Here is a 25,016-nt window from a genome sequence, read left to right on the forward strand (position 1 = left end):
AGTTAATGAGATTTGTTCAAGCCTTTACCCATCCCCTGCAAAAACTTGGTCATCATGGATAAAGAGGCGCTGGCTTCCCGCCCGCGCAATGTTCTGAGGATATCCCATAATCCTTGTTTTTTGGCGGGTTCATCTTGGGCGGCATGCTCTACCCCTGAGGCCACGCCTTGCAGGATCGTTTGAAGCTTGGCCGGATCGATTTGGCTCAACATTTGCACAGCTCCCATACCATTCTTAATTATCCGGTGAGCACCGGGTTTATTCAACTGATGGATCCCGATCAAAGCGATTTGCTCGCTGTTTTTCAACATTCCCTGCAGCGCGTCCAGCACTCCTTGCCGGTTCAATTCATGTAGTATATCCAAAAATTTAATCAGCGGTACAGAATGGTTCGCAGCGGCTTGTAACAGCTGCTGAATCGCTTGTGAATCTTCTTCTACCTGATTGGGGATGTTCTTTTCAATGTTGGTAATTGCCTTCGCCATGGCTTGCCCCCCCATCAATGATCTCCGAAATCGGTATATAATCGGAACGCTCCCACTTCTCTTCTACCTTAACGCCGAGCTGCGGCACACGATTTCCGAAACGATGATTCACACGCGGCAGCGGCCGCTCTCCCTTTGCTTCCAACACTTCCATCTTTACACCCATTTCTTTATAATTCGGCGTGTGCGTAATCCGGTCATGATAACTGCTCGTCAAACGATTCACCGCAGACAAGTCTTCTGCTGAATTCATCGTTAAATACAATTCATTCCCCTTCACCCGATCCGTCACCTCTACTCGTACCTCCACTACTCCATAAGGCGAGGTGAGACGAACCAATGCGCCATTATCGATGCCGCGTTCTTTGGCCAGTTCGGGTGACACCTCTAGCCATTCACTTGGCACCTTATGTGTAATCCCTTTGGATTTGTAGGTCATATTTCCCTCGTGGAAGTGCTCGAGCAATCGACCGTTGTTTAAATGCAAATCGTATCCTTCTCCTGCTTCATACGGCGGTGTCCATTGAACCGGGAACAATTTGGCCTTTCCATCGGGAAATCCAAACTTCTCTAGATAAAGCAGAGGTGTATCTACTCCGTTGGCAGCGACAGGCCATACCAGGCTTTTCCACCCTTCCAGTCGTTCATAACTGACCCCCGCAAAAATAGGAGCAAGGCTTGCCGCTTCATCCATAAGCTCACTCGGATGCTTGTAGTTCCAATTAGCCCCAAAACGATTAGCTATCTCTTGGATGATTTCCCAATCCGGCTTGGAATCTCCGAGAGGCTCGAACACCTTGTAAAAACGCTGAATCCGTCTCTCTGTATTGGTGAAAGTCCCGTCTTTCTCAAGACTAGGCGCCGCGGGCAGCACCACATCGGCAAACTGGGCGGTTTTTGAAAAGAAAATATCTTGAACAACGAAGAACTCGAGTTTTTCAAAGGCGGCTTGCACGTGATTCGAATTGGAATCAACAAGCGCCATATCCTCCCCAAACAAATACATGGCTTTCAGTTTTCCGTCATGAATGCCCTCAACCATCTGGTGGTTATTCATGCCCGGTTTTTCCGGGAGCTTAACCCCCCAAGCCCGCTCATATCGGGCACGAACTTTCTCGTCCTGAATCGCTTCATAACCCGGGAACCAGGCTGGCATCGTCCCAAAATCACAAGCCCCTTGCACATTGTTATGTCCCCGCAATGGATAGGCTCCTGTTCCTGGACGTCCATAGTTACCTGTGATTAACAATAAATTGGATATTGCCGTGCTGGTGTCCGTTGCTCCAATATGCTGGGTGACCCCCATGGCCCATAAAATACAAGTCGATTTGGATTCATGAATCATCGTCGCAATCTGAATTATATTTTCTTTCGTGAGTCCTGTCCGTTCTTCCGCATATTCCAATGTGTAGGGTTCCAGGGATTGAACGTATTCTTCATAGCCGTTCACCCGCTGTTTCAAGAACTCTCTATCTTCCCACCCTTGTTCAAGGATGTACTTGGTCACGGCGGACAGCCAAATCAAATCGCTGCCCGGTTTCGGACGAAGGAAGAGGTCTGCCCTTTCCCCCAGTTCATGCTTTCTAAGATCGACGACCACCAATTTCTGACCGTGGAGCTTATGAGCACGCTTGACCCGCGTTGCCAATACCGGATGAGATTCCGCAGGGTTCGCTCCGACCACTAGCACCAATTCCGCACTGGCGATATCCACAATGGTTCCTGAATCTCCCCCAATCCCTACCGTACGCATAAGCCCTGCTGTTGCCGGAGACTGGCAATAACGGGAGCAATTATCCAGATTGTTAGATCCCATCACAGCGCGGGCAAACTTTTGGAAGATGAAGTTCTCTTCATTACTGCATTTGGAGGAAGCAATATAGCCGATCGAATCGGGGCCATATGTCTCCTTCATTTCTTTCAATTTGGTTGCGATCAAATTCAAAGCCTCGTCCCATGTGGCCTCTACAAACACATCGCCTTTACGAATTAATGGCTTGGTTAATCTCTCCTCGCTGTTTACAAAATCCCATCCAAACTTTCCTTTGATGCACGTCGAAATCCCGTTTACCGGCGCTTCCACCTGGGGTTCGATCTTGAGAATTTCACGATCTTTGGTCCACACTTCAAAGCTGCAGCCGACGCCGCAATAGGTACACACCGTCTTGGTACGCTCGATCCGGGACTTTCTCATCGCCGCTTCGACTTCGGATATGGCGAAGATTTCCTGATAACTAGGCTCGACTTCTTTGGTCAGATCAATCATAGGTAAAAGCAGACTATTGGGAATACCCGTCAAATACCCCGCTTCTCCGAGCATCGTTTTTTCCATTAGCGCATTGCATGGACATACGGTTATACAGTGTCCGCAGGATACACAAGAGGATTGATCAATCGGAACTCCATTATCCCAAAGGACCCGCGGCCTCTCCAGACTCCAATCGATCGTTAGCGTTTCATTCACCTGAAGATCCTGGCAGGCTTCAACACACCGCCCGCAAAGGATGCACTGATCAGGCTCATAGCGATAAAATGGATGCGTGTTGTCCGGAGGATACGGCTTCGGCGCAAATTCATACTTTTGATGCTCGACTTGCAAGTATTCCGCCGTATTATGTACGGTACAGTTCCCATTGTTATTGTCACAAACGGTGCAATAGAGCTCGTGATTTTGCAAAAGCCGCTGCATGGCCTCCATTTGGGCATCCTTCGCCCGCTTCGACTTGCTATCGACTCTCATTCCGGGTATCGCCGCGGTGGCGCAGGCCCGTTTTAACTCACCGTCTACCTCCACCATACAAGTATCACAAGATTGAATAGCGCCCAAGTTCTCATGATAACAGACATGTGGGATGTAATATTTGTGAGCCTTGGCTACCTCCAAAATACTTTGGTTAGGAGTATATGCGTACTCCTCATTGTTAATTTGAATAGAAAATGTTTGTTCCTTCATGTTTACACCACCTAGTATAGCTATCCTAATGCCCATATGGTTTCCAATTAAAGAAAATCTAAACTCAAGAGCGAACAAAATGGAAGCTAATCACTCAATGATGTAGTATAATGCTTAGAAAATACCTGCAATTCGGGGAGGATTTATGTGCGGCAGATATACGCTTACCGTGACGCTAGAAGAATTGATGCTCCACTTTTACTCCAACGTATCCAGCTCGGTTGCCTATCAGCCCCGATTCAATATAAGCCCTTCTCAGATGGTTTTGGCTGTAATCCATGACGGACACGAAAACAGGATCGGACCGTTAAAGTGGGGACTCCTTCCCTCTTGGGCAAAGGATGAAAAAACGATGATGACGAATGCCCGTGCTGAAACCTTGAAGGATAAGCCGGCATTTAAAGTCCCCTTTGCTCGCAAAAGATGCCTGATTCCCGCAGATAGTTTTTATGAGTGGAAACAGACGAACGAAGGCAAACAACCGATGAGGGTCCTGTTAAAGTCCGAAAAGATGTTTAGCATGGCCGGCCTGTACGACACATGGATTGCACCGGACGGCCGGAAGGTTAGCAGCTGCACCATTATTACGACAATGCCGAATTCGCTTGTTGCCGATATTCATAACCGCATGCCGGTGATATTAACCCCACAGAACGAAGCTGTTTGGTTAAACAGGGAGATCCAAGACATGGAATCGCTCCTGCCTCTTCTTAAACCTTTCCCTACGGAAGAAATGAAGGCTTACCCCGTATCTCCAATGGTGGGAAATGCAAAGAATGATGTTCCCGAGTGTATACAAGAGGTCATGGCTGGCGGCTAATGAATGCTTTAAAAAACCACTCCATGGCTTTGGAGTGGTTTTAGTGATGCTCTTACATATGATTTGGTGTGAAATTATCATTCCGTAATAGATCCATTTATTGCTATAATTGTCTTCATATAAAATATTCTAAAAGGGTGTCTATCAAATGAAAAAAATCGAGAGAGTGTCTGTTATCGGACTTGGAGCCATTGGTGCCGCCTATACGAGCAGATTGCAGGATATGAACCCCGCATGCGTTCAAGTGATTGCGGATCAGGAACGAATTCAACGTTACGAAGCTAGTGAATTGACGGTCAATGGGAAAGGTTACACTTTCCGGTATGTATCACCCGATGCCGAAACCGAACCTGCAGATTTAGTCATCGTTGCCGTCAAGTATGAAGGACTTCAACAAGCCATCCGTGATATGAGGCTTCATGTTGGTCCCCATACGATCATCCTATCGCTTTTAAATGGAATATCGAGTGAAGAAATTCTTGCCTCGGCCTATGGCACCGATAATTTGTTATACGCCATGTGCGTAGCTATCGATGCCGTACGGGATGGATTATCCATTCACTTCTCCAAAATTGGAAAGATTTGCTTTGGGGAAAAGATGAATACAACCTATTCACCTAACGTGCAGCGCGTAAAGGAACTATTCGAAGAAGCGAATATTCCATATGAAATCCCAGAAAATATGCTGCATACGATGTGGTGGAAGTTTATGATTAATGTCGGGGTCAATCAATGTTCAGCGGTTCTCAAAGCACCCTATCGGGTTTTTCAGGAAATACCGGAGGCACAGCAATGGATGGCTGATGCGATGCAGGAAGTGATAATCTTGTCGGAGAAGGCTGGAGTTCATCTATCCCAAGGGGACATGGATAACTTTATCGACATATTACATCAGTTATCGCCAGAAGGTAAGACATCTATGCTTCAAGATATAGAAGCAGGCCGTAAAACAGAAGTGGAATATTTAGCGGGTAAGGTTCGTGAGCTTGGACAAAAATATGGCACTCCCACCCCTATCAATGACATGCTGTACAAAATGATTCGTATCCTTGAGGAAGCCGCATTACTACAGCAAAGGGCATAAAATAACCCACAAGCCGCGGCTTGTGGGTTTCTTCTTATTTGGAGGAAGGTTGAACGACAGGGAACCATCCCGGCGTGTTCATAATCGCCTGCCAGAGCGGATCTGGAACGACTAGACGCTGCTGATCATCCTTGGTTAAGGTAGTCGCAATTTCGCTTTCACGGCCTTGCTGCACTTTCTCTACCCAATCCGGTTCTACAATGAGTTCACGTCCGAGTGCAACGAGAGGCACGATGCCCAAAGCCTTCGAAGCGTCATCTGCAGTATGAATCGACCCTACCCCAATGATAGGCACTCGATCTCCGGCACGCTCTTTAATGATTTCAATACGGGATCTTGTGTCCTCCACTCCGCGTCTTGGTTTCGACCAGAAATCCATCAAGGAAACATGGAGATAATCAAGCTCTTGATCCACCAAGGCATCCACTAATACTAAGGTGTCCGCCATGGTAATCCCAGTGGTTTCCTCTTCTTCCGGCGAAAAACGGTAGCCCACAAGGAACGGCTCTTTAGCATGTAACGCCACGGCTTGCTTTACTTCCTTAACAACCGCCAGAGGGAAGCTTAGGCGCTGCTCCACATTGCCGCCCCAACGGTCGGTCCGGCGATTGGTATGCGGAGAGAAAAATTGCTGGATCAAATAACCGTTAGCTCCATGGATCTCAACCCCGTCAAATCCAGCTTCAATCGCTCTTCTTGTGGTTTCTCCAAAAGCCTTAACAATCGACTCCACTTCCGAATCTGTGAGCGGTCTAGGAGCTTTGGCTCCTTCCTCCTTAGCGGCTACATCGCTTGCGCTGACGATATCCCCATTAGGCACTAATTCTGGTGGACATGCCCGGCCACCGTGGAAGATTTGCAATACGGCTTTGGCCCCTTGTTCTTTGATTGCAGTAGCCAGACGCCGTAAGCTTGGGATCATCTCATCCGTGTCCGCACCAAACTCTCCCGGAAACCCTTTACCGTTTGCCGTTACATAAGTACACGCCGTGATGACCATGCCTACTCCTGACGATCTGCGGACGTAATACTTCAATTCCTCGTCTGTCACCGTGCCGTCTGGATTGGAGGAAAAATTGGTCATCGGTGCCATAACCACACGATTTTTCAGCTCAATTCCGCTTCTTACAGAGAACGTATCAAATAATGGCTTCATTTTTTCATTCATAATTTTTAAATGCCTCCTCAACGTCTAGACCCGAGTCTAGTGCTATTTTTTGTTGTTTTAACGAAACCTATTCCGGCCCGTCTTACATTGGGCCATGGATTAGCAGCCATCCACTCCGCAAGCCATGCCTTCACCAAAATCCAACAGCTTCGGCTTCTTGGCGAGCTCCTCTTCTATGATCCGTTCGATCGATTCCTTGGAACGAACCCCTTGAACGACCGTTTCTCCAATCTTAAACGTGGGAACTGCCGTAATTTTAGCCTCTTCAACTGCATGCTCCAAAGCCTTCCGGTGAATATCTTGGTATTTACGGGTTTCTAAAGCGTGGCGGAACTCTGATTCATTAAGGCCCAGCTCGCCGGCTATTCGGGTAAGCACATCGATTTGACCGATGTCCTGCTCCTCCTGGAAAAAGGCCCCGAACATACGATGCGTATACTCATTCCCCTTGCCATGTTCCTTAGCGTATTGAAACCCTTCAAATGCCAAATGGGTATGCGGCTGCGGCGATACGTTAGGCAGCACCATGTTCAAACCGTATTGGGCTGCCATCGGATATACAGATTGATTCCACACTCTAGGTAAGTATTCGTCTTCCGGACGAAGAGTTTCGTTAGGATAAGGACGAAGCTCATAAGGCATCCATTCGACCTCTACATCCTTGCCTTTCACGGCTTCCTCCAGCGGAACCTCCGCTATATAACAAAACGGACATACATAATCGGAATAAACCTTGATCTTGAGAGTCATCATCCTACCTCCTTCACTTCACAAAGAGTCGAAAAAGCCGCTGCCTCCTCATGAATCATATTTTTAATTTGTTACTAATTATTTATTAGTTCATGCTAAATAATAATAAATGTTCCGGATGCCCATGTCAAGAAATGGACAACTGGACTCATCCTGCTGTAAAAAAGAAAAGGCCTTGGCCATGGGGCAAGAACCTCCGCCTACATCTATTTTCTTCATGCATTGTTCTTTGTATTCGATCCGAACAAACTTCCAAGCGAATACAATTTACTGCCGCTAATGGCAAGATGAATGGAAATAGCGAGCAAAACCAAATCAAGTTCATACCCTGCCATTTGGCCATTACCGGCAAAACCTGCAGCTAATTTTACTTTTAGGATAGCCCCAACCATGATCAAACCAAACAACACGGATACAACCCTGGTTCCAATTCCTGCAATCAGTGCAATACCGCCCGCAACCTCAATGATAGCAATGGCGTATGCCGCAAATCCGGGTAAGCCGATGCTTGTAAACCAACCGGCAATGTTATCTATACCGCTCTGAAACTTAATCAATCCATGAACCAAGAAAGTAATACCTACTACCAATCTCAAAATAAGTGAGCCTACCTCGTATTTCGTGTTCATTATTCATTCTCTCCCATGATTTATATTTTCATTTAGAATTGATAACTCAAATAACTTAAGGTTCCAAGATCATAGCTCCGATGGATGATCTTTGGCGCCGATTCCAGATTTCCGCTGCCCATTGCAATAAAAAACGGCACGAAATGCTCTGGTCTCGGTACAGCCTGACGCGCGTACGGCGCCAGCTTTTCATAGTTGAAAAGCGATTCCAGATCTCTTTTTTCCACCTTATCAATAAGCCAGTCGTCAAAAGCAACCGACCAAGGCTCCGGCGTGGATTGTCCCCAATGAATCATACCCAAATTATGAACGGTTACCCCGCTGCCGATCACCAAGATATCTTTTTCTCCCAACCCTTGAAGGCACTCGCCAATCTCAAACTGTTTCTCAGGTGACAAATAAGGATGAACAGAAATTTGTACCACAGGAATGTCAGCTTTGGGATACATCCGATATAATAGAGTCCAGGCTCCGTGATCAAGTCCCCTGATTGTATCCTTCTTAACCGGGATGCCTCGCTGTTTGAATCTTTCTTCTACCATCGAAGCTATTTCCGTTGAGCCTTTGGCCGGATATTTAATCTGATACAGCTCATCAGGAAATCCGCCAAAATCATAAATAGTATCGTACGCACCGTCCAAAGACGAAATCGTAAGAACTTCGCTTTCCCAATGCGCGGTAAAAATGACGATCGCTTTGGGCTTCACCTGCTGCTGAGATAAGGTGTTCAGAAAATCGCTGTAAACCGTATCTTCAATGGCAAGCATCGGGGAACCGTGCGCTAAAAATAAAGACGGAACCATAACTCAACCTCCTCATCATTAAGTCAACTAGTTACTTTATGTAAGTTAATTTATATTAATAATAAGTTTCTGTCAAGTAATTAATTTTTAAAGTGTAACTATATTATTTAAAATGAATTTAAGCTATAATATGGTTATAGTGAGGTGACAATAATGAACCACTCTTCATTGTGCCCTAGGTTTGAAAAAGGAATGCAAATGGTAAGTAAACGCTGGGTTGGATTGATCATTCATCAGCTTCTTTCAGGCCCCCAACGCTTCTGCACCATTGAATCGGCACTTCCGATCAGCGGCAGACTCCTGTCAGAGCGATTGAAGGAATTGGAACAGGAAGGCATTATCCAGCGCGATGTCTTTCCCGAAACGCCCGTTCGAATTGAATACTCTTTAACGGAAAAAGGGCTTGCATTAGAACCTGTCATTAGAGGAATCGAGGGCTGGTCCTTAACCTGGGTTGAGCCTGTCGAGCTTTAAATAAAACAAAAAAGACGCTCGTTTGGGTAGAAATGTATCTTCTGCCTAAACGAGCGTTCTCTTATGTCATAGACCGTATTTATTGCTTAATCCAATAAGACTCGCCAATGGCCATGACATTTAATATATCTTTCTTTAATTGCAGTCGATCCCACTCTTTATACAGCCTTTCTAAAGCTTCCGGTCCCGTATCATCGGCAAGCCTGTACGCTCCGTAATGCATAGGAATAAACATTCTCCCTTTCAATTCCAGGAATGCTTTGATCGAATCTTCCGGATTAATGTGAGAAGTGGCCATAAACCACTCAGGTTCATAAGCGCCAATCGGCATGAGGACGATATCGATTTCATACCGATCCGCTATATCTTTAAAGCCTCTAAAATAGCCGGTATCCCCCACGAAATAAACCGATTTGGCCGTCTTCGGATCTTCTACAATCCACCCGCCCCAATGAGAAGTATTGATATCGGATACGGTCCTCCTTGTCCAATGCTGCGCAGGTACGAAAGAGATGGTAATCTCTTCATGCGTAAACCGATCCCACCAATTGGCTTCAATTACGTTCTGGTAGCCTCTCCGGATAAAGGCCGATTTCAACCCGACCGGAACATAGAATACGGGAGATCCTTTGAGCTTCCTGATCGAGCCGAAATCCAGATGGTCATAGTGGCCGTGGGATATCAATACGATGTCGATTTCCGGAAGAGCGTCCATGGGAAGTCCCGGCTCCGTCAATCTACGACCGAAACCCATCCGCTTAGCCCATACCGGATCCGTTAAGATATTCAGACCATTCATTTGGATCAAAAAAGTAGAGTGCCCGATCCAAGTCATGGAAAACAATGTGCGATTTTCTTGAAGTCTCCGGATTTCCTTCTGGGCTGCGTGAGGAATGGAGTTTGATAAATCTTTCTTTTTTGCCTTTCTTTCTTTGTACCAACGAATCATGTCAGAATACGTATGTGTATTTTGTGTACCATCATAGTTTTGATAACGGCTTCTTTTCATAAGTCCCCCTATCCGCGTTTGCAATAATGTTGCTATGTTCATTATATCTGTTCAGAACGAAAAACTTAAATGCATAAATTGAACTCCAAAGGCAAAAAATGACTTCGTAAATAATGCCGATCTTGGAGGATAAATGATGGAACACAACATGACAAATGGAACCCATGTAGAGGGATCAGGCGGGCCTGGCGACCAAAGGATGGGCACGAATGAGAACGAAATGACTTTAACGAATCGTCAAGGTCACCCCATAGCCGATAATCAGAATGTACGAACCGTAGGCAGCCGGGGTCCGGTGACACTGGAGAACTACCACCTCCTCGAGAAAATTTCGCATTTTGACCGGGAAAAGATTCCGGAAAGAGTCGTCCATGCGCGCGGAGCGGGCGCCCATGGTTATTTTGAAGCCTACGGTAAGGTGGGCGATGAGCCGATTGCGAAATACACCCGTGCGAAGCTTTTTCAACAAGCCGGAACACAGACGCCCGTGTTCGTCAGGTTCTCAACCGTAGTACACGGAGGACACTCGCCGGAAACACTGCGTGATCCTCGCGGATTTGCTGTCAAGTTCTATACCGAGGATGGAAACTGGGATTTGGTTGGAAATAATCTGAAAATATTTTTCATCCGCGATCCCTTGAAGTTTCCAGATATGGTGCATTCCTTCCGCCCGGACCCTGTCAGTCAAATATCAAATCCCGAGAGAATGTTCGATTTTGTGTCGAATTCGCCGGAAGCGACCCACATGATCACCTTTCTTTTCTCTCCGTGGGGAATCCCGGCGAATTACAGAGAAATGCAGGGGTCCGGAGTCAATACATACAAATGGGTAAATGCAGAAGGACAAGCGGTTCTGATTAAGTATCACTGGGAGCCGATAAAGCTTGGCATCCGCAACCTGACTCAAAAGGAAGCCGATGAAATCCAGGCAAAAAATTACAGCCATGCGACTCAGGACCTTTACGAAGCGATCGAGCGCGGCGATTATCCGGAGTGGGAGCTGTCCGTTCAAATCATGAGTGATGATGAACATCCGGAGCTTGATTACGACCCACTCGATCCGACCAAAATTTGGGATCGCGAACAATTTCCTTTCCTGCCGGTTGGTAAAATGGTGCTCAATAAAAATCCAGAAAACTACTTTGCTGAAGTGGAGCAGGTGGCTTTCGGCACAGGCGTCTTGGTCGATGGGCTTGATTTCTCCGATGACAAATTGCTTCAAGGACGCACGTTCTCTTATTCCGACACGCAGCGTTATCGTGTGGGCACCAATTATTTGCAGCTGCCCATCAATGCGCCCAAAAAACGGGTTGCTACAAACCAGCGGGACGGTCAAATGACTTATTTCGTCGATCGTGCACCCGGACAAACCCCTCACGTCAACTATGAGCCTTCCTCCTTAGGAGGCTTGGAGGAAGCGGCCCGATCCGGTAAAGACCACGAGCCGTCCTATAACGCCAAGCTGGTTCGGCAGCCTATTGAACGAACCAATAATTTTAAACAAGCGGGAGAAACGTACAGAAAATTCGAGCAGTGGGAACGCGATGAATTGGTTGACAACCTGGTTGACGCCTTGAAGGTTTGCCACCCCCATATCCAACAGAAGATGATAGAGCATTTTACCCAAGCCGATCCGGAGTATGGCAGCCGTGTTGCAGATGGCCTAGCCAAAGCAAAAGTAAACACGTCGCATATGGGATCCGACACAGCCAGAACGTCCATGGAGATGGCAGACGAGTTGGGTAAACAAACGGACGGGTATTGACCCGCTTGAAGAAAAAGTTTGAATTGCAGCCGTAACCGCAGTTAATATCGTTTCATAATAAAAAGGCGATCACTATTCGGTAAACTACCGAATAGTGATCGCCTTAGTCATCATCTTTTAATGATAACTTAGCTTACTTGTCTTTCTTTGCGTGAGAACCGTCGCAGTTTCCTTCTGCGTTTTGAGTGTTGCCGCATGCGCATTTACCCATTGTAATAACCTCCATATGTATAATGTTTATTGATTAATTACAGTATAATACAATCGCTTACTATTGTAAAGCGATTTACTATAAATAAGTATTTGAAAATGATTCTCTTTCTCATTGGGATTAACCGGTTGCGAAGGCATATATTTTCCCTTGCACACAGAAGGATGCTTTCCCGGTTTCCTCGGATACTACGATCACAAGGGCGTCACATTGTTCTGTTAACCCTAAAGCGGCGCGGTGCCGGGTTCCAAGCTTACGGTCTGTTATCCGGCCTGTTAACGGAAGCACGTTAGCAGCTGAAGCTATTTTATTGCTTTTCAACAGAACCGCTCCATCATGCAAAGGACTGCCGGGAACAAAAACCGATTCCAATAAAGAGTATGTTAAATTGGCATCAATGGAAACTCCCGGGGTAATCAGACCATCTAACGAATCCTCTCGCTGCACTACTATCAACGCCCCGTGCCGCCGTTGGGAGAGGTTACGGACGGAGCGGGATATTTCCGAATACTGGTCGGTATAAGTGGATAAATAACACTTTAAATAAAACGAAGCAGCAAGCGATTCAATGGTGTTGATCTCTTCGCCGATTTGACCAAAATCATTCAATATACATGTGGTTTCTTCATCCAACTCATGTAACGTTTGCTGCATTTTATCTATAAGGGCTTGAATTTGTTCTTTAAGCTCCAATTTCAATGGGGAAAAATCACAATGTTGATCCATACAAGTCACTTATCCTTTGGTTACAAACGGATTTGGTCTTAAAGCTAGGTTCTCCAGGTCCATCATTTCTATGCGGGCGATTAAGAGAAGCGATCCTGCTCTGCAGTTATTACAGAGAGGATCGCCTGTTATTCATATAGTTAACCCTCCGCTGCTTACTCCAAATTGGCATGTCTGCCAAACATCGTACCGGAGTCCAATCCCTTCTTTTCCATCAGCTTTAATATGACAGCATCGTAAAATAATAACAGGGTTTGCTCGAATAATGCTCCCATCGGCTGTATGGTTTCATATCCACTGTCCGTTTTGTCCTTAGGTGCTCCAGGGAGCTTGACCGTGATATCCGATATAGTCCCAAGGGTTGATTCAGGGAAAATCGTCACCGCCGCAACGATTCCATGTAAAGCCTTCGCTTTCTCAGCCATGGGCACCAAGCTTTTCGTCTCCCCTGAGCCCGATCCGATGATGAACAGATCCTCTTTTTCAAGGTTAGGCGTTACCGTTTCACCAACGACATAAGCTTCAAAGCCCATTTGCATCAGCCTCATAGCAAAGGCCCGTCCCATCAATCCGGTCCGTCCTGCACCAGCCACAAATATTTTCTTGGAGTGAAGAATATGGTTTACTAAGGCTTCAGCCTGATCTTCGACGATTTGTTCTACCGTATGTTGCAGTTCATTTACAATTTCAGCTGTGTATTGTATAGTCTGCATAATGGCGTTAACCTTGTTTGATTAATTTTTGCATTTCCGCGGCTGCCGCCTTCTTATCCTCTTGTCCGGTAATCCCGCCGCCGACAATGACCAGATCCGGTTTGGCTTTTATTACTTCCGGCAAGGTGCTTAGCTTGATGCCCCCTGCGATCGCCGTCTTAGCCCTTTTCACTACACCTTTAATTTTCTTAAGGTCTTCAAACGAGTTTTGTCCTACTGCTTGAAGGTCATAGCCCGTGTGCACACAAATGTAGTCTACGCCGAGCTCATCAAGCTCCTTGGCCCGTCCTTCAATATCCTTAATGCCAATCATGTCCACCAAAATTTGCTTCTTTTGCTTTTTGGCCTCTTCCACCGCCCCCTTGATGCTCATGTCCTCAGCCGCTGCCAGGACCGTGATGATATCCGCACCAGCCTCGGATGCCTTCATCACCTCATATCCGGCTGCATCCATGATTTTCAGATCGGCCAGTACAGTCAAAGAAGGGAATGCTTCTTTGATTTCTTTGACTGCTCGCAGACCTTCGTTAATCACAACCGGCGTACCGATTTCTACGATATCGATATGCTCTTCCACTTCTTTCACCAGCTGTTTGGCTCCAGGAATGTCTACAAGATCCAAAGCTAACTGAAGCTTCATGATGGGGTTCGCTCCTCATAAATATATTTGTTCATTTGGTATTATGGTGAATTCGCACGAAGGTATTCCGTTTGTCTGATGGGAATTTTACATAACAAATAAAAAAAGCATTCCCAAATGGGATGCTTTATCCTGTCCTGAACTATGTTCGCTTACCTGCTCTTGATCAGCAGTTCCACAGCCTCCTGAACCAGCTTGCTGGTGTCTTTACCGGCTTCTTTCTCTTCATGAATGCATTGTTCCAGATTAACCGCAACGATGTAAGCCATGGCTTTATCCACTGCGCTGCGCACCGCCGATAATTGACTGACGACATCCTTACAGTTTTTTTCTTCTTCTATCATCTTCAATACACCGCGAACCTGTCCTTCTACCCGGCGCAGGCGTCTTTTTATGTCATCATCGTAATTCATGATCGTCATCCCCTCATACATATATAGGTACATTATACCCGAACTGGGGAGAACACGCTTTAAATAAATAGGTGGTTTATTAGCACATTAACTTCCCATCTGCATAATGCCTCTCCTATACAGGCCTCATTTTTTATCCGGAATGTTAAGCATTTGAGAGATAGTTACGAAATGTACCCCTTCTTTCTTCAGCTGGGGTATAATCGTATCCAATGATTGGACCATACCGGACAAATTCTGGGTCCAGTGCCCGCCGCTGTGCATGAGAACAATCGCCCCCGGGTGCATATTGCTCATTACGTTTTTATGGACGGTGGCAGCATCAATTAGAGTCCAATCCATCCTTTATATTGAAAAAATGATGGAGAAGCATTTTGACGAGGAAATCCAGTAATTCATTTCATTTCTTCAAAAGAAACATATAGATCCCCTTGGACTTGGAGATAGGGTTAGAGCAAAGTCAAGAAATTGGGACGATGCGCATTTCCAGGAAATATATCCTCATCTGAACGTGACAGTCAAAACAAAGATAAACATCATTCAAACCGGCGTTTGGGAGTAAAGCTTTTATTTTTTCGAGGGAGGAATAAGGTGAAACCATCCATTAACGAACGATTTGTAGGTTCTCCTTTTTTCGTTTTCTTTCTTATTCACTCTAGTCAAGTGGGCGTAAGCCATTACTGACGGGGAGCCCACAGCATAATGGAAACGCCGATGACGCAAACGATGGCTCCAATCCAGTCATAGAGGTCAGGTGTCTTCTTATCGATCCACCAGCCCCAGAGAACGGCGAGAACGACAAACACCCCGCCATAAGCTGCATAGACTCGCCCAAAGCTTGGGAAGCTTTGCAGCGTGGGAATGACTCCGTAAGCAACTAGCACCAAGCTCCCAACAACACCATACCATAATGGTTTGGATTCCCTCAGCCATAGCCATACCAAGTAACCGCCGCCGATTTCAGCCAATCCGGCAAGAATGAAAAGCATAATTGCGCTAATCAACCGATAACACTCCTATCTTATGAAAACTTCCGCCTCGACGTAAGAAACAACACCGCTCGGAACCCTAGTTCATCCCATGCTCAAGGCATGTGTTATTCTTTCGACTTGGAAGATTCATTTCCTCCTTGAAGATAGAACCTGATGGTCAAATTCACCTGATTACATCCGGAACAAAAAATCTACCAGGTATGAAAAAAATCCCGAACCACTATGGAACTGTGGAACGGGATTTTTTTCATGCCTGCTTTAAGCCTGCTTCTTCATCTATTGGAACGACAGCATCATGCAAATGCTTCTCCAGCTCTTCCGTATAATATCTTTCCAACTCCCCGCTCCAGCCCAGCTTTTCAGCCATATAAGCTATAACCGAAGCTTTATGCTGCTGCACCCAAGCCATATCAAATAACAAAGCGCCGGTGCGTCTAATAAAGAAATCCTCGGGCTTGACCGTCATTTCTTCTTCGATGGCGTACTCCAGCATGGCGAATACATCCAGTGGCATTTGAGAAGCTGCGGCATGCTTAGCATTCCGGGCAGCCAGTGTATATAGTTTGTCGATATTCGAGCCGTATCTTCTGACCAGCCGCTCCGATTGTTCCGGAGTAAAGCCGAGAGCGGTTCCCTCTCTGGCCTTCTTTTTACAATACTCCGCGAAGCTGGCTGAGCCTCCTACTTGTCCCCCCGAGATCGGCATGTTTTTAGTGCTGCTGGAGGGGAAAGACCTGCTGTCCTCTTGTTTCAACAAATCAACGACCAGATCGACAACCATCTCCGCCATTTTCCGGTATCCCGTTAATTTACCGCCTGCAATGGTAATTAAACCGGATGGCGATTGCCATACTTCGTCTTTCCGGGATATTTCCGATGCGTTTTTCCCTTCCTCAAAAATCAAAGGGCGAAGACCGGTCCAGCTGGATTCGATATCCTCGATCGTAATATTCACGGAAGGAAACATGTAATTGATCGCATCAATGACATATTGACGGTCCGCGGAGGTCATCCGCGGGTGCGCCGGGTCCCCTTTATACACCGTATCCGTCGTTCCCACGTACGTTTTGCCGTCACGAGGGATAGCGAAGGTCATACGGCCGTCCGGGGTATCAAAGTAAATGGCCTGCCGGAGCGGAAACCGGCGCTGATCTATGACCAAATGAATACCTTTGGTTAATTGAAGATGCTTCTTCTCTTTCGATTTATCCTTCTCCCGAAGGGTATCCACCCATGGCCCGGCGGCATTCACGATCTTCTTGGCGTAGATCTCAATGACTCCGCCTCCGATGCGATCCTTCACTTGAACGCCGGATACTTTGCCTTCGGTGTAGAGGAAGCCTACAACCTCCAAATAATTGACTGCCGAGGCCCCGCGGTGAACCGCTTCTTTCAACACCTCTATCGTTAGTCGCGCATCATCCGTGCGATACTCCACGTAAACCCCGCTGCCTTTTAACCCTTCCTGTTTCACTAAGGGTTCTCTTTTCACGGTTTCCTCGACATTTAACATGGTACGGCGCTCACTTCTTTTTACACCGGCCAAGTAATCATATACTCTTAAGCCCAGCGAAGTGCTGAATTTGCCGAACGTGCCCCCTTGATGCAGCGGCAGCAGCATCCATTCCGGAGTGGTCACATGGGGCCCGTTCTCATATACGACAGCCCGCTCTTTACCGACCTCCGCCACCATCTTGACTTCCAGCTGTTTAAGGTAGCGCAAGCCCCCATGAACAAGCTTCGTCGACCGGCTCGACGTGCCGGCGGCAAAATCCTGCATTTCGACTAGCACGGTCTTCATCCCGCGGGTGACCGCATCCAAAGCAATTCCAGACCCCGTAATGCCTCCGCCAATGACCAGCAGATCAAAGGTCTGCTGGGCTAACTTTTTTAACAGCGCTTCTCGTTGCACGCCCGAAAACGAATTTTCCATGGCCGTATCTCCTCTATTGAATCCTTCCGGTGTGGTTATATCGAAATCAAATCTTTCACATCAAACTTGATGATCAAATCGTAATCTTCTTTCACATAGTCATGCTTGATTCTAGCGGTTTTTTGTTCCATATCGTAATACCAGCCTGCCGCACTTGCCTCCCACTCTGCCGGGTCCAAAAACATCGGCAGCTTGTTCCCCTGCAGAATCACCTGTACCGGAGCAACCTCTTTACAAATGACATCGACAACAGCCTTTTTCAATGACGTTACATACCGGCCTTCTTTGACAAAGGAAATTTTCGTTTCTTTATCGTTGCGGATGCTGATGGTTGTTTTCAGATAATCACCGGTTTGGTAGTTGTTCGTTTTTCCGTCATCTTCATAGTATACAAAGTTGGATTCCTCGGACGGTTCGATGAGCAGGTGAAGCTCTTCTACCACATCGTTATGAATATTCTTGAGTCCATGTGCCATCGGGATAATCGCTCCGCTTCGGATAAACATCGGAATGGAACCCAAAGAAACCTTCTGTTCAATCGTTTGTCCTCCACGGTACCGCTCTTTGGTGTACCAGTCGAACCAATCCGTACCTTCCGGCAAGTAAACGCTTCTGGTTTCCACACCCTTCTCAAGGACATTTGCGACCAGCAGGGAGCGGCCGAGCATAAAATCAAAGCTTTCTTCCCATACCTTGACGTCCTGCTGAAACTCATATACTAAAGGACGCATCACAGGAGATCCCTCTGTAGAAGCTTCAAACAATAGAGAATAGAAGTAAGGCACCAGTTGATACCTAAGCTCAATGGCTTCCCGGATATATCGGGTGTAGCCCGGATACATCCAAGGCTCCGTTACGGTATTATCCGTGTTACAGGAGTGGATGGAGAACCTCGGTTGGAAGATTCCGTTCTGCACCCATCTTACGAACAACTCCGGCTCCGGGGCAGGCCCGTAAAAGCCGCCTATATCGCAGCCTTGGTTCGCCACACCGGAAAGCCCCATTCCAAGAATGACCGGGATATTGAACTTCAGGCTTTTCCAGCTGGTATTGTTATCTCCGGCCCAGGTTTGGGCATAACGCTGTATGCCTGCAAACCCCGCTCTATTCACGATATAAGGCCTCACATTGGGATCGACCTCAGCTATCGCTTGCTTGGCCATCAATGCCATCAGGTTAGGCATAATCGGTCTTAATGCGCCTATCTCTTTTCCGGAGCCCTCAAAATCACACTGCGCATCCAAATTATTCAATTCGTATTCGTTATTATCGTTCCAGATCGACGTGATGCCTAAGGAGATATAAGAGGCCTTCAGATGCTTCTTCCAAAGCTCCCTGCCTTTCGGATTGGTAAAATCCACGAATGAGGCCGCTCCTCCCCAGTATCGGTCTATCTCGGGCTGGTCACCCTGCTGGTCTTTGATATAGGCCCCGGATTCGGCAAATTCAGCATACAAAGGATGAGTTTTCAACATGCCCGGTTTAATGTTTGGCGCCAAGGAAGAACCTTTGTGCTCCATTTGCTCCACAAAGCCCTTCGGATCGCGGAACCTATCTCGGTTCCAGTTAAACACATACCGCTTTCCGTCCTGTCTGGTTGTATATCCGGAAGACAAAAAGAAACCGTCGCAGGGAATCCCTTCCTGCTCGCATTTTTCCACAAATTTCAAAATGGCCTTATCCGAATCCTTCTCCAACTCCGTATAATACATCGTTGAGCCCATATAACCGAGGGAATACTTGGTAGGCAATATCGTCTTTCCGGTCAAGTCGGTATAATTTCGGATGACGTCCTTGATTTCCGGACCCAGGATAAAGAAGACATCCAGTTCTCCCCCATCCGCACAGAAGTAGGAGTACTTGTTCCAATAGCCGCTGCGTTCACAGCCCATATCGAATACCGAATCATAGGAGTTATGATAAAACAGACCTGAAGCGACTTTGCTTTTACCGTTTAATTTAATATAAAAAGGAATATGCTTGTATAAAGGATCCGTAAGCTCTGAATCGTACCCGAGCGTATCCACATTGTGCATCCGCATTCTTCGTTTATTTTTGTTTAAATATCCCGATTTTTCCCCAAATCCGTAGAAATAATCGTGATCATCCATACACGAATAGTGATACAGTCTGCCCAAGCCATCCTTGACATAGCTTTTTTCTTTCAGATCCGAATGCAGCACCTGACCGTTTAGGTCGGTAATCTCAATGGCGAACGGTTCTTTATACACACGTACCTTCAATTTGGACGTCTGCAAAAGCAAATGTGTATCTAAGTCCTCATAAGGGATTGGAAGGGCCGCTACCCGGATTCTCTCTTCCAACAGGTTATCCATTTTATCTTCCCAAGCAGTCATGGTCAGCGCATACGAAGCTTCCTCAGGAAACTGATCATCAAACGTACAGCGGATTCTCACGATCTCATCGTTTAGAAGCACTACTCTGTACTTAGCCGCGTTGGTCTCCAGCTCCAGAAAGTTAGCGCCGGAGTTTATACTTACAATTTTATGGCTTATTTTCATGATAACATCTCCCCTTCTTCCTGAAGATAATAAACACAAATCGGATAACAGCCCCGATTCCAACAACAATATTCATCAAAAATAAATAAGACCGGGAATAAAAAAAGTAAAACAAAATCCGTTCACAAAAGGATTCTTACTTATATGATATCATTAATGATTTACATTGCTTTACCATTATTGCTGTATATTTTACCGATCTTGTCTGATTTCTGATGGCTTATGACTACTTAAAAGCTCTGGCCGCATGAACCGCTTTCTTCCACCCGCCATACAGCTCTTCTCTCTGGGTTTCCTCCATACTTGAGCGGAACGTACGATCCACACTCCATTGGGAGTTAATCTCCGCTTGGTCTTTCCAATATCCAATCGCTAATCCAGCTAAATAAGCAGCCCCTAAGGCTGTCGTTTCGTTGACCACCGGACGGTCTACCGGCACACTCAGCATATCGCTTTGAAACTGCATCAGAAAATTGTTTTTGACTGCACCGCCATCTACACGTAACGCTTTTAACGAAAGCCCCGAGTCTCCCTCCATGGCTGCAAGCACATCCTTAGTTTGGTACGCCAGGGCTTCCAACGTAGCACGAATAAAATGCTCCTTGGTTGTCCCGCGCGTTAGTCCAAAGACAGCCCCCCGTACGTCGCTATCCCAATAGGGAGTACCTAATCCCACAAAAGCCGGGACGACGTATACCCCGTCGGTCGATCCTGCAGACAGGGCAAACTCTTCGCTCTCCCTTGCGTCGGCGATCATCCGAAGTCCGTCCCTTAACCACTGAATGGCCGAACCCGCCACGAAGATACTGCCTTCTAAAGCGTACTGAATTTTCCCGCCGATCCCCCAAGCGATCGTCGTCAGCAAGCCATGCTCGGAATTCACCGCTTTTTCACCGGTATTCATCAGCATAAAACAGCCCGTACCATACGTGTTTTTTGCCATTCCCTCTTCAAAGCAGGCCTGACCGAAAAGTGCCGCCTGCTGATCCCCCGCAGCCCCGGCAATCGGTATGGACTGTCCCGAAAATAGATCAACCGAAGTATAACCGTAGATGCAAGAAGAAGGCCTGACTTCCGGCAGCATGGCACGAGGAATATGAAGCAGGCTGAGCAGCTCGTCATCCCAAGTTAATTCGTGGATATTGTACAGCATCGTTCGGGAAGCATTCGAATAATCCGTGACATGAACGCTTCCCCCTGTGAGCTTCCAAATCAGCCAGGAATCCATCGTCCCAAACAGAAGCTCACCTTTTTCCGCTCTTGGCCTTGCGTCTGGGGTCCGATCCAATATCCATGCCAGCTTTGTGCCCGAGAAGTACGGATCGATCAGCAGCCCTGTTTTGCTCCGGACCGTTGCTTCCAGCCCTTGAGTGTGTAATTGCTCACAAATGTCCGCCGTTTGCCGGGACTGCCAAACGATGGCGCGATAAACCGGCTCGCCCGTTTGCTTGTCCCATACAACCGTTGTTTCACGTTGATTGGTGATGCCGATGGCTGAAATTTGACTCGGCCGGATTCCCGATTGGGCCAAACAACTGGATATCACCGATCGGATCGATTCCCAGATTTCCTCCGCATCCTGTTCCACCCACCCCGGTTGGGGATACATTTGTGTAATTTCTTGCTGAGCTGAATGGATGATTTCACTTTTGCCATTAAATAATATCGCCCTTGAACTCGTGGTGCCTTGATCCAAAGCTAATATATAGGTTTCCATATCGATCCCCCCATCGGTCTGACCCGCAGCAAACGGTATTGACAAAAAATTCCCTTAAGTAACAGCACCTACTTGCGTCACTGTTACTTATAGGGAATCAGAAGTATACTAACGAGCTTTAGCCTTTCATACCCGAAGTGACCATTCCTTTGACGAAGTAGCGTTGGAACATCATAAACACCACTAAAACAGGAACCATCGTGATAATAGACATTGCCAACAAGCTGCCCCAATCCACGTTGTACTCACCAATAAAGTTAGAAAGAGCCAATTGGATCGTATACAGGGACGGATCGCTAATTCCGATCAACGGCCACAAGAAATCATCCCAACGCCACATGAAGGAGAAAATCGCCAGTACGGCTAATATTGGTTTGGCAATAGGAAGAATAATGCTCCAATAAATTTTCCACTCCGAGGCTCCATCCATCCGGGCCGCTTCGAGCAGCTCATCCGGTACCGTCAGCAAATACTGCCGCATCAGGAAAACGCCTGTCGGCGTAGCTGCCGGAGGGATAATAATACTTAGCAGATTGTTGTAAAGTCCCAGGAAGCTGATCACCGTGAAGATCGGAATCATGATGACCTCCAAAGGAATCATCAGCGTCGAAATAAATCCGACCAACAGCACGGTATCCCCTTTAAACCGGTACTTTGCCAAAGCAAAGCCGGCCATCGAGTTAATTAACAGCAGCAACACAGTAGAACTGACTGTAACGATCGCACTGTTTAAGAAATAAACGCCGAAATTACCCTTCTCAAAAGCGTTGAAATAATGTTCAAAGGTTAACGGCTCAGGCCAGAACTTCGGCGGAAAGCTGTACAAATCCGGCGTTGTTTTTAAAGACGAGAGCAAAACCCAAATCACCGGGAATATCCACAGCAGGCTGAGCGCAAACAGAAACACATACACGATCCATTTGGCCGAAGACTTCATTTCCATGTTATACGGCGCCTCCTTTCGCAAGGCGGAATTGCAGAATCGTAAACAGCGAGATAATCACAAAAAGTACAACGGACATCGCACTGGCTACTCCCAATTCTTGTCTCATAAAGCCTACCTCGTATATATATTGCACGATAAAGGTCGTCTCTCTTCCCGGACCCCCGCCCGTCAAAGCAAACATCAACGGATAGGACTTGAACGCATCAATCAGAGAAATCATAATCACCAGAAAGCTTGTCGGCTTAAGCAGCGGGAGCGTAATGCTCCAAAAGGAACGCAGTTTAGAAGCACCATCCAGATGAGCCGCTTCATAGTAATCCCCTGGAATGGCTTGCAAGCCGGCCATGAAAATAACCATAAAGAAACCAAGCCGCGACCACACGGTAGCGATGATAACAGATAAATTCGCGTAAAATGGAGAGGATAAAAACGGAATCGTATCCGCTCCGAACAGGCTAAGAATATAGTTAAGAATACCCAAATCGCCAAAAATCCATTTCCATGTTAATCCGACAATAATAAACGAGATCATGGTCGGCCAATAGAAGATGGCCCGAAAAAAACCCTTGAGCCGAATCTCCTGAATCAGCAGCATAGCCACGGCCAAAGACAAACAGTAAATCAGCGGCACCACAATGGCGGCGTATAATGCGGTTTTACCAAGCGCCGACCAGAACATTTCGTTTGTAAATACGTTCATATAATTCTCAATCCCTATAAATTCCATAGGATTTAAGCCGTCATACTCATTAAATGAATAAATAAAGCCCATGATGGTTGGGACGATGATAAAAATACTAAAAATCAAGAAGTTCGGAAGCACAAATAAATAGGGAGTTAATTGAAATTTCTTCTTCCGTTTACCCGGCTTCATCGTTGCCGTACCTGTAGCCATCACCGTTCCCCCTTCTCTTTAGGAAATAAACGGCTGTCGCCAACTTTCAGCGCAGCCGTATGATCATTACTTCTTGTCATCGGCAATGGCTTTATCAATGGCTTGCGCCGTTTTATCCATTGCTTCTTTGGCCGTCGTTTTACCGGCAATGACTTCCACCAGGTTGTTCTTCAAATCATTGCTGAATTTAGGAACAATCGTCTGTTTGGACCAATCTTCCGCTGCTGCTGCACTCGTGTTGTTCAATTCATCGGAGAAGATTTGAAACATTTCCTTACCAAAAGCATAATCAAGATTTGCGCTGTCTTTGCGCGGACTCATGAACAAGGATTCTTGGTTATACTTCGAATTTACTTCTTTCGTAGACAAGTATTGGACGAAATCAGCCGCTTCCTTTTCAACTTTCGAACCGTTGAAGGCCATTACGAATTTACCGCCCGGTACGGAAGAACGCTGTGTAGCTTTAGGCATATAGGTTACGCCCCACTCAAAATTGGTAATATCCTTATAGTTGCTGACCATCCAGTTTCCGGCTAAGTGTGCTGCAACCGTACCGGAACGGAATAGGTTATTCGGATTTTCTCCTCCGAACCATACGGAAGTCGGCATCGAACCATCCGTATGAAGCTTCTTGAAATACTCGACTGCTTGTACGCCTGCTTCATTATTGATTGTCGCCTTCGTACCGTCGGAGCTGATCATGCTGCCGCCATATTGATACAGAAGCGTCGACCAGCGGTGAGGCGTGAAATCCCATACCAAACCGTATTTGGCTCCGCCTTGGTCCATAACTTGCTTCAGAGCCGCTTGGAACTCTTCCCAAGTCCAAACATCATCCGGAGAAGACGGCACTTTCACTCCAGCTTTATCAAATAGGGTTTTGTTATAGATCAAACCGTTCGCCGTCACATCCATCGGTGCGGCTATAACCTTATCGTTCACAACATAGTAAGGCTTGATGGAATCCATGAACTGCGCTGTAAATTGGTCGGCTCCGCCCACATAAGTGCTCAGATCCAAAGCCCGACCGGAGAACGCGCCGATTTCCGTTGTACTGATTCGTGCCAGCGCAGGCGGTTGGCCGCCGGTAATCATCGTTCTCAGTTTCGTCGCTAAATCCTTGTAAGCAATTTCGATCAGATTGACCTTCACATTCGGATTTTGGGCCTCATAATCTTTAATAATGCCCTTCATGACTGCGCCTTCATTACCATCGGAGAACCATACAAAGTCAAGCGATACATTTTTGCCGCCTGCCGCTCCTTCGGAACCGGCATCATCATTCTTGGCACAAGCCATCGACATCAATGCCAAAAGAACAAACACCATCAAAATCGATACGATTTTAAAGTTTTTCTTCAATTTTGA

General features: G+C 46.6%; 22 protein-coding genes and 1 pseudogene. 5 read left to right on the plus strand and 18 right to left on the minus strand.

Annotation, left to right across the window (positions count from 1 at the left end; translation table 11 throughout):
- Nucleotides 1-2 precede the first annotated feature (2 nt).
- Together JOE45_RS13375 and fdhF are read right to left on the minus strand one after the other, a co-directional pair.
- Nucleotides 3-485 (minus strand): helical membrane plugin domain-containing protein, encoded by a 483-nt coding sequence (locus JOE45_RS13375; RefSeq protein WP_210019743.1) that lies wholly within the window; start codon nucleotides 483-485, stop codon nucleotides 3-5.
- Nucleotides 460-3,438 carry a formate dehydrogenase subunit alpha gene (gene fdhF / locus JOE45_RS13380; RefSeq protein ID WP_210019742.1) on the minus strand — a complete coding sequence of 993 codons (2,979 nt, stop codon included), beginning with the start codon at nucleotides 3,436-3,438 and terminating at the stop codon, nucleotides 460-462. Before fdhF ends, JOE45_RS13375 begins: the two co-directional genes overlap by 26 nt.
- Nucleotides 3,439-3,583: 145 nt before the next feature.
- On the opposite strand from fdhF, the gene JOE45_RS13385 reads away from it, so the two are divergent.
- Both JOE45_RS13385 and JOE45_RS13390 read left to right on the plus strand, forming a co-directional pair.
- Nucleotides 3,584-4,258, plus strand: a complete 675-nt coding sequence (locus JOE45_RS13385) for an SOS response-associated peptidase (protein WP_210019741.1) — start codon at nucleotides 3,584-3,586, stop codon at nucleotides 4,256-4,258.
- 148 nt (nucleotides 4,259-4,406) lie between these two features.
- Nucleotides 4,407-5,342: a ketopantoate reductase family protein gene (locus JOE45_RS13390; RefSeq protein WP_210019740.1), complete on the plus strand. Its 936-nt coding sequence runs from the start codon at nucleotides 4,407-4,409 to the stop codon at nucleotides 5,340-5,342.
- 34 nt (nucleotides 5,343-5,376) lie between these two features.
- Here JOE45_RS13390 and JOE45_RS13395 read toward each other — a convergent pair whose 3' ends face one another.
- The 4 genes from JOE45_RS13395 to JOE45_RS13410 all read right to left on the minus strand — a co-directional run bounded on the left by JOE45_RS13395 (nucleotide 5,377) and on the right by JOE45_RS13410 (nucleotide 8,692).
- Nucleotides 5,377-6,510 (minus strand): NADH-dependent flavin oxidoreductase, encoded by a 1,134-nt coding sequence (locus JOE45_RS13395; protein ID WP_210019739.1) that lies wholly within the window; start codon nucleotides 6,508-6,510, stop codon nucleotides 5,377-5,379.
- Between the two features lie 99 nt (nucleotides 6,511-6,609).
- Entirely contained in the window at nucleotides 6,610-7,260 is a 651-nt protein-coding gene (locus JOE45_RS13400) for a DsbA family oxidoreductase (RefSeq protein WP_210019738.1), read from the minus strand.
- Nucleotides 7,261-7,475: 215 nt separating this feature from the next.
- Nucleotides 7,476-7,889, minus strand: coding sequence for a DoxX family protein (locus JOE45_RS13405; RefSeq protein WP_210019737.1), 414 nt, complete (start codon nucleotides 7,887-7,889; stop codon nucleotides 7,476-7,478).
- Nucleotides 7,890-7,921: 32 nt separating this feature from the next.
- On the minus strand, nucleotides 7,922-8,692 hold the full coding sequence (locus JOE45_RS13410; protein WP_210019736.1) for a DODA-type extradiol aromatic ring-opening family dioxygenase: 771 nt from the start codon (nucleotides 8,690-8,692) through the stop codon (nucleotides 7,922-7,924).
- A gap of 153 nt (nucleotides 8,693-8,845) precedes the next feature.
- Here JOE45_RS13410 and JOE45_RS13415 point away from each other — a divergent pair, with 153 nt between their 5' ends.
- Nucleotides 8,846-9,166: a winged helix-turn-helix transcriptional regulator gene (locus JOE45_RS13415; protein WP_210019735.1), complete on the plus strand. Its 321-nt coding sequence runs from the start codon at nucleotides 8,846-8,848 to the stop codon at nucleotides 9,164-9,166.
- Between the two features lie 79 nt (nucleotides 9,167-9,245).
- Here JOE45_RS13415 and JOE45_RS13420 read toward each other — a convergent pair whose 3' ends face one another.
- Nucleotides 9,246-10,175 carry an MBL fold metallo-hydrolase gene (locus tag JOE45_RS13420; protein WP_210019734.1) on the minus strand — a complete coding sequence of 310 codons (930 nt, stop codon included), beginning with the start codon at nucleotides 10,173-10,175 and terminating at the stop codon, nucleotides 9,246-9,248.
- A gap of 148 nt (nucleotides 10,176-10,323) precedes the next feature.
- Between JOE45_RS13420 and JOE45_RS13425 the strand changes: the two are divergent.
- Nucleotides 10,324-11,851, plus strand: a pseudogene (locus JOE45_RS13425) (catalase); the annotation flags it as partial.
- Between the two features lie 420 nt (nucleotides 11,852-12,271).
- On the opposite strand, the gene cdaS reads toward JOE45_RS13425, so the two are convergent.
- The 4 genes from cdaS to JOE45_RS13445 all read right to left on the minus strand — a co-directional run bounded on the left by cdaS (nucleotide 12,272) and on the right by JOE45_RS13445 (nucleotide 14,643).
- Entirely contained in the window at nucleotides 12,272-12,877 is a 606-nt protein-coding gene (cdaS, locus tag JOE45_RS13430) for a sporulation-specific diadenylate cyclase CdaS (RefSeq protein ID WP_210019732.1), read from the minus strand.
- Between the two features lie 155 nt (nucleotides 12,878-13,032).
- The gene (gene hxlB / locus JOE45_RS13435) at nucleotides 13,033-13,590 is read right to left on the minus strand and encodes a 6-phospho-3-hexuloisomerase (protein WP_210019731.1); all 558 of its coding nucleotides are present in this window, start codon (nucleotides 13,588-13,590) and stop codon (nucleotides 13,033-13,035) included.
- A gap of 7 nt (nucleotides 13,591-13,597) precedes the next feature.
- On the minus strand, nucleotides 13,598-14,230 hold the full coding sequence (hxlA, locus tag JOE45_RS13440) for a 3-hexulose-6-phosphate synthase (RefSeq protein ID WP_210019730.1): 633 nt from the start codon (nucleotides 14,228-14,230) through the stop codon (nucleotides 13,598-13,600).
- 152 nt (nucleotides 14,231-14,382) lie between these two features.
- Nucleotides 14,383-14,643: a metal-sensitive transcriptional regulator gene (locus tag JOE45_RS13445; RefSeq protein WP_210019729.1), complete on the minus strand. Its 261-nt coding sequence runs from the start codon at nucleotides 14,641-14,643 to the stop codon at nucleotides 14,383-14,385.
- A 397-nt stretch (nucleotides 14,644-15,040) separates the two neighbouring features.
- On the opposite strand from JOE45_RS13445, the gene JOE45_RS24225 reads away from it, so the two are divergent.
- Complete coding sequence (locus JOE45_RS24225; protein WP_210023304.1) at nucleotides 15,041-15,205, plus strand: Ger(x)C family spore germination C-terminal domain-containing protein; 165 nt, start codon at nucleotides 15,041-15,043, stop codon at nucleotides 15,203-15,205.
- A gap of 115 nt (nucleotides 15,206-15,320) precedes the next feature.
- Here JOE45_RS24225 and JOE45_RS13455 read toward each other — a convergent pair whose 3' ends face one another.
- The 7 genes from JOE45_RS13455 to JOE45_RS13485 form a co-directional block, all read right to left on the minus strand.
- A complete protein-coding gene (locus JOE45_RS13455) occupies nucleotides 15,321-15,647 on the minus strand; it encodes a YnfA family protein (RefSeq protein ID WP_210019728.1) in 327 nt (108 codons plus the stop codon).
- 235 nt (nucleotides 15,648-15,882) lie between these two features.
- Nucleotides 15,883-17,568, minus strand: a complete 1,686-nt coding sequence (locus JOE45_RS13460; protein ID WP_210019727.1) for a glycerol-3-phosphate dehydrogenase/oxidase — start codon at nucleotides 17,566-17,568, stop codon at nucleotides 15,883-15,885.
- Between the two features lie 35 nt (nucleotides 17,569-17,603).
- Nucleotides 17,604-20,090 carry a glycoside hydrolase family 31 protein gene (locus JOE45_RS13465; protein ID WP_210019726.1) on the minus strand — a complete coding sequence of 829 codons (2,487 nt, stop codon included), beginning with the start codon at nucleotides 20,088-20,090 and terminating at the stop codon, nucleotides 17,604-17,606.
- Between the two features lie 226 nt (nucleotides 20,091-20,316).
- Nucleotides 20,317-21,807, minus strand: a complete 1,491-nt coding sequence (gene glpK, locus JOE45_RS13470) for a glycerol kinase GlpK (RefSeq protein WP_210019725.1) — start codon at nucleotides 21,805-21,807, stop codon at nucleotides 20,317-20,319.
- Nucleotides 21,808-21,925: 118 nt separating this feature from the next.
- The gene (locus tag JOE45_RS13475) at nucleotides 21,926-22,750 is read right to left on the minus strand and encodes a carbohydrate ABC transporter permease (RefSeq protein ID WP_210019724.1); all 825 of its coding nucleotides are present in this window, start codon (nucleotides 22,748-22,750) and stop codon (nucleotides 21,926-21,928) included.
- Between the two features lies 1 nt (nucleotide 22,751).
- Nucleotides 22,752-23,648: a carbohydrate ABC transporter permease gene (locus tag JOE45_RS13480; RefSeq protein WP_210019723.1), complete on the minus strand. Its 897-nt coding sequence runs from the start codon at nucleotides 23,646-23,648 to the stop codon at nucleotides 22,752-22,754.
- 66 nt (nucleotides 23,649-23,714) lie between these two features.
- On the minus strand, nucleotides 23,715-24,953 hold the full coding sequence (locus JOE45_RS13485) for an ABC transporter substrate-binding protein (RefSeq protein ID WP_461479673.1): 1,239 nt from the start codon (nucleotides 24,951-24,953) through the stop codon (nucleotides 23,715-23,717).
- Between the last annotated feature and the right edge of the window lie 63 nt (nucleotides 24,954-25,016).

Origin of the sequence: Paenibacillus sp. PvR098 (assembly GCF_017833255.1) — a bacterium.
Lineage (GTDB): Bacteria > Bacillota > Bacilli > Paenibacillales > NBRC-103111 > Paenibacillus_G.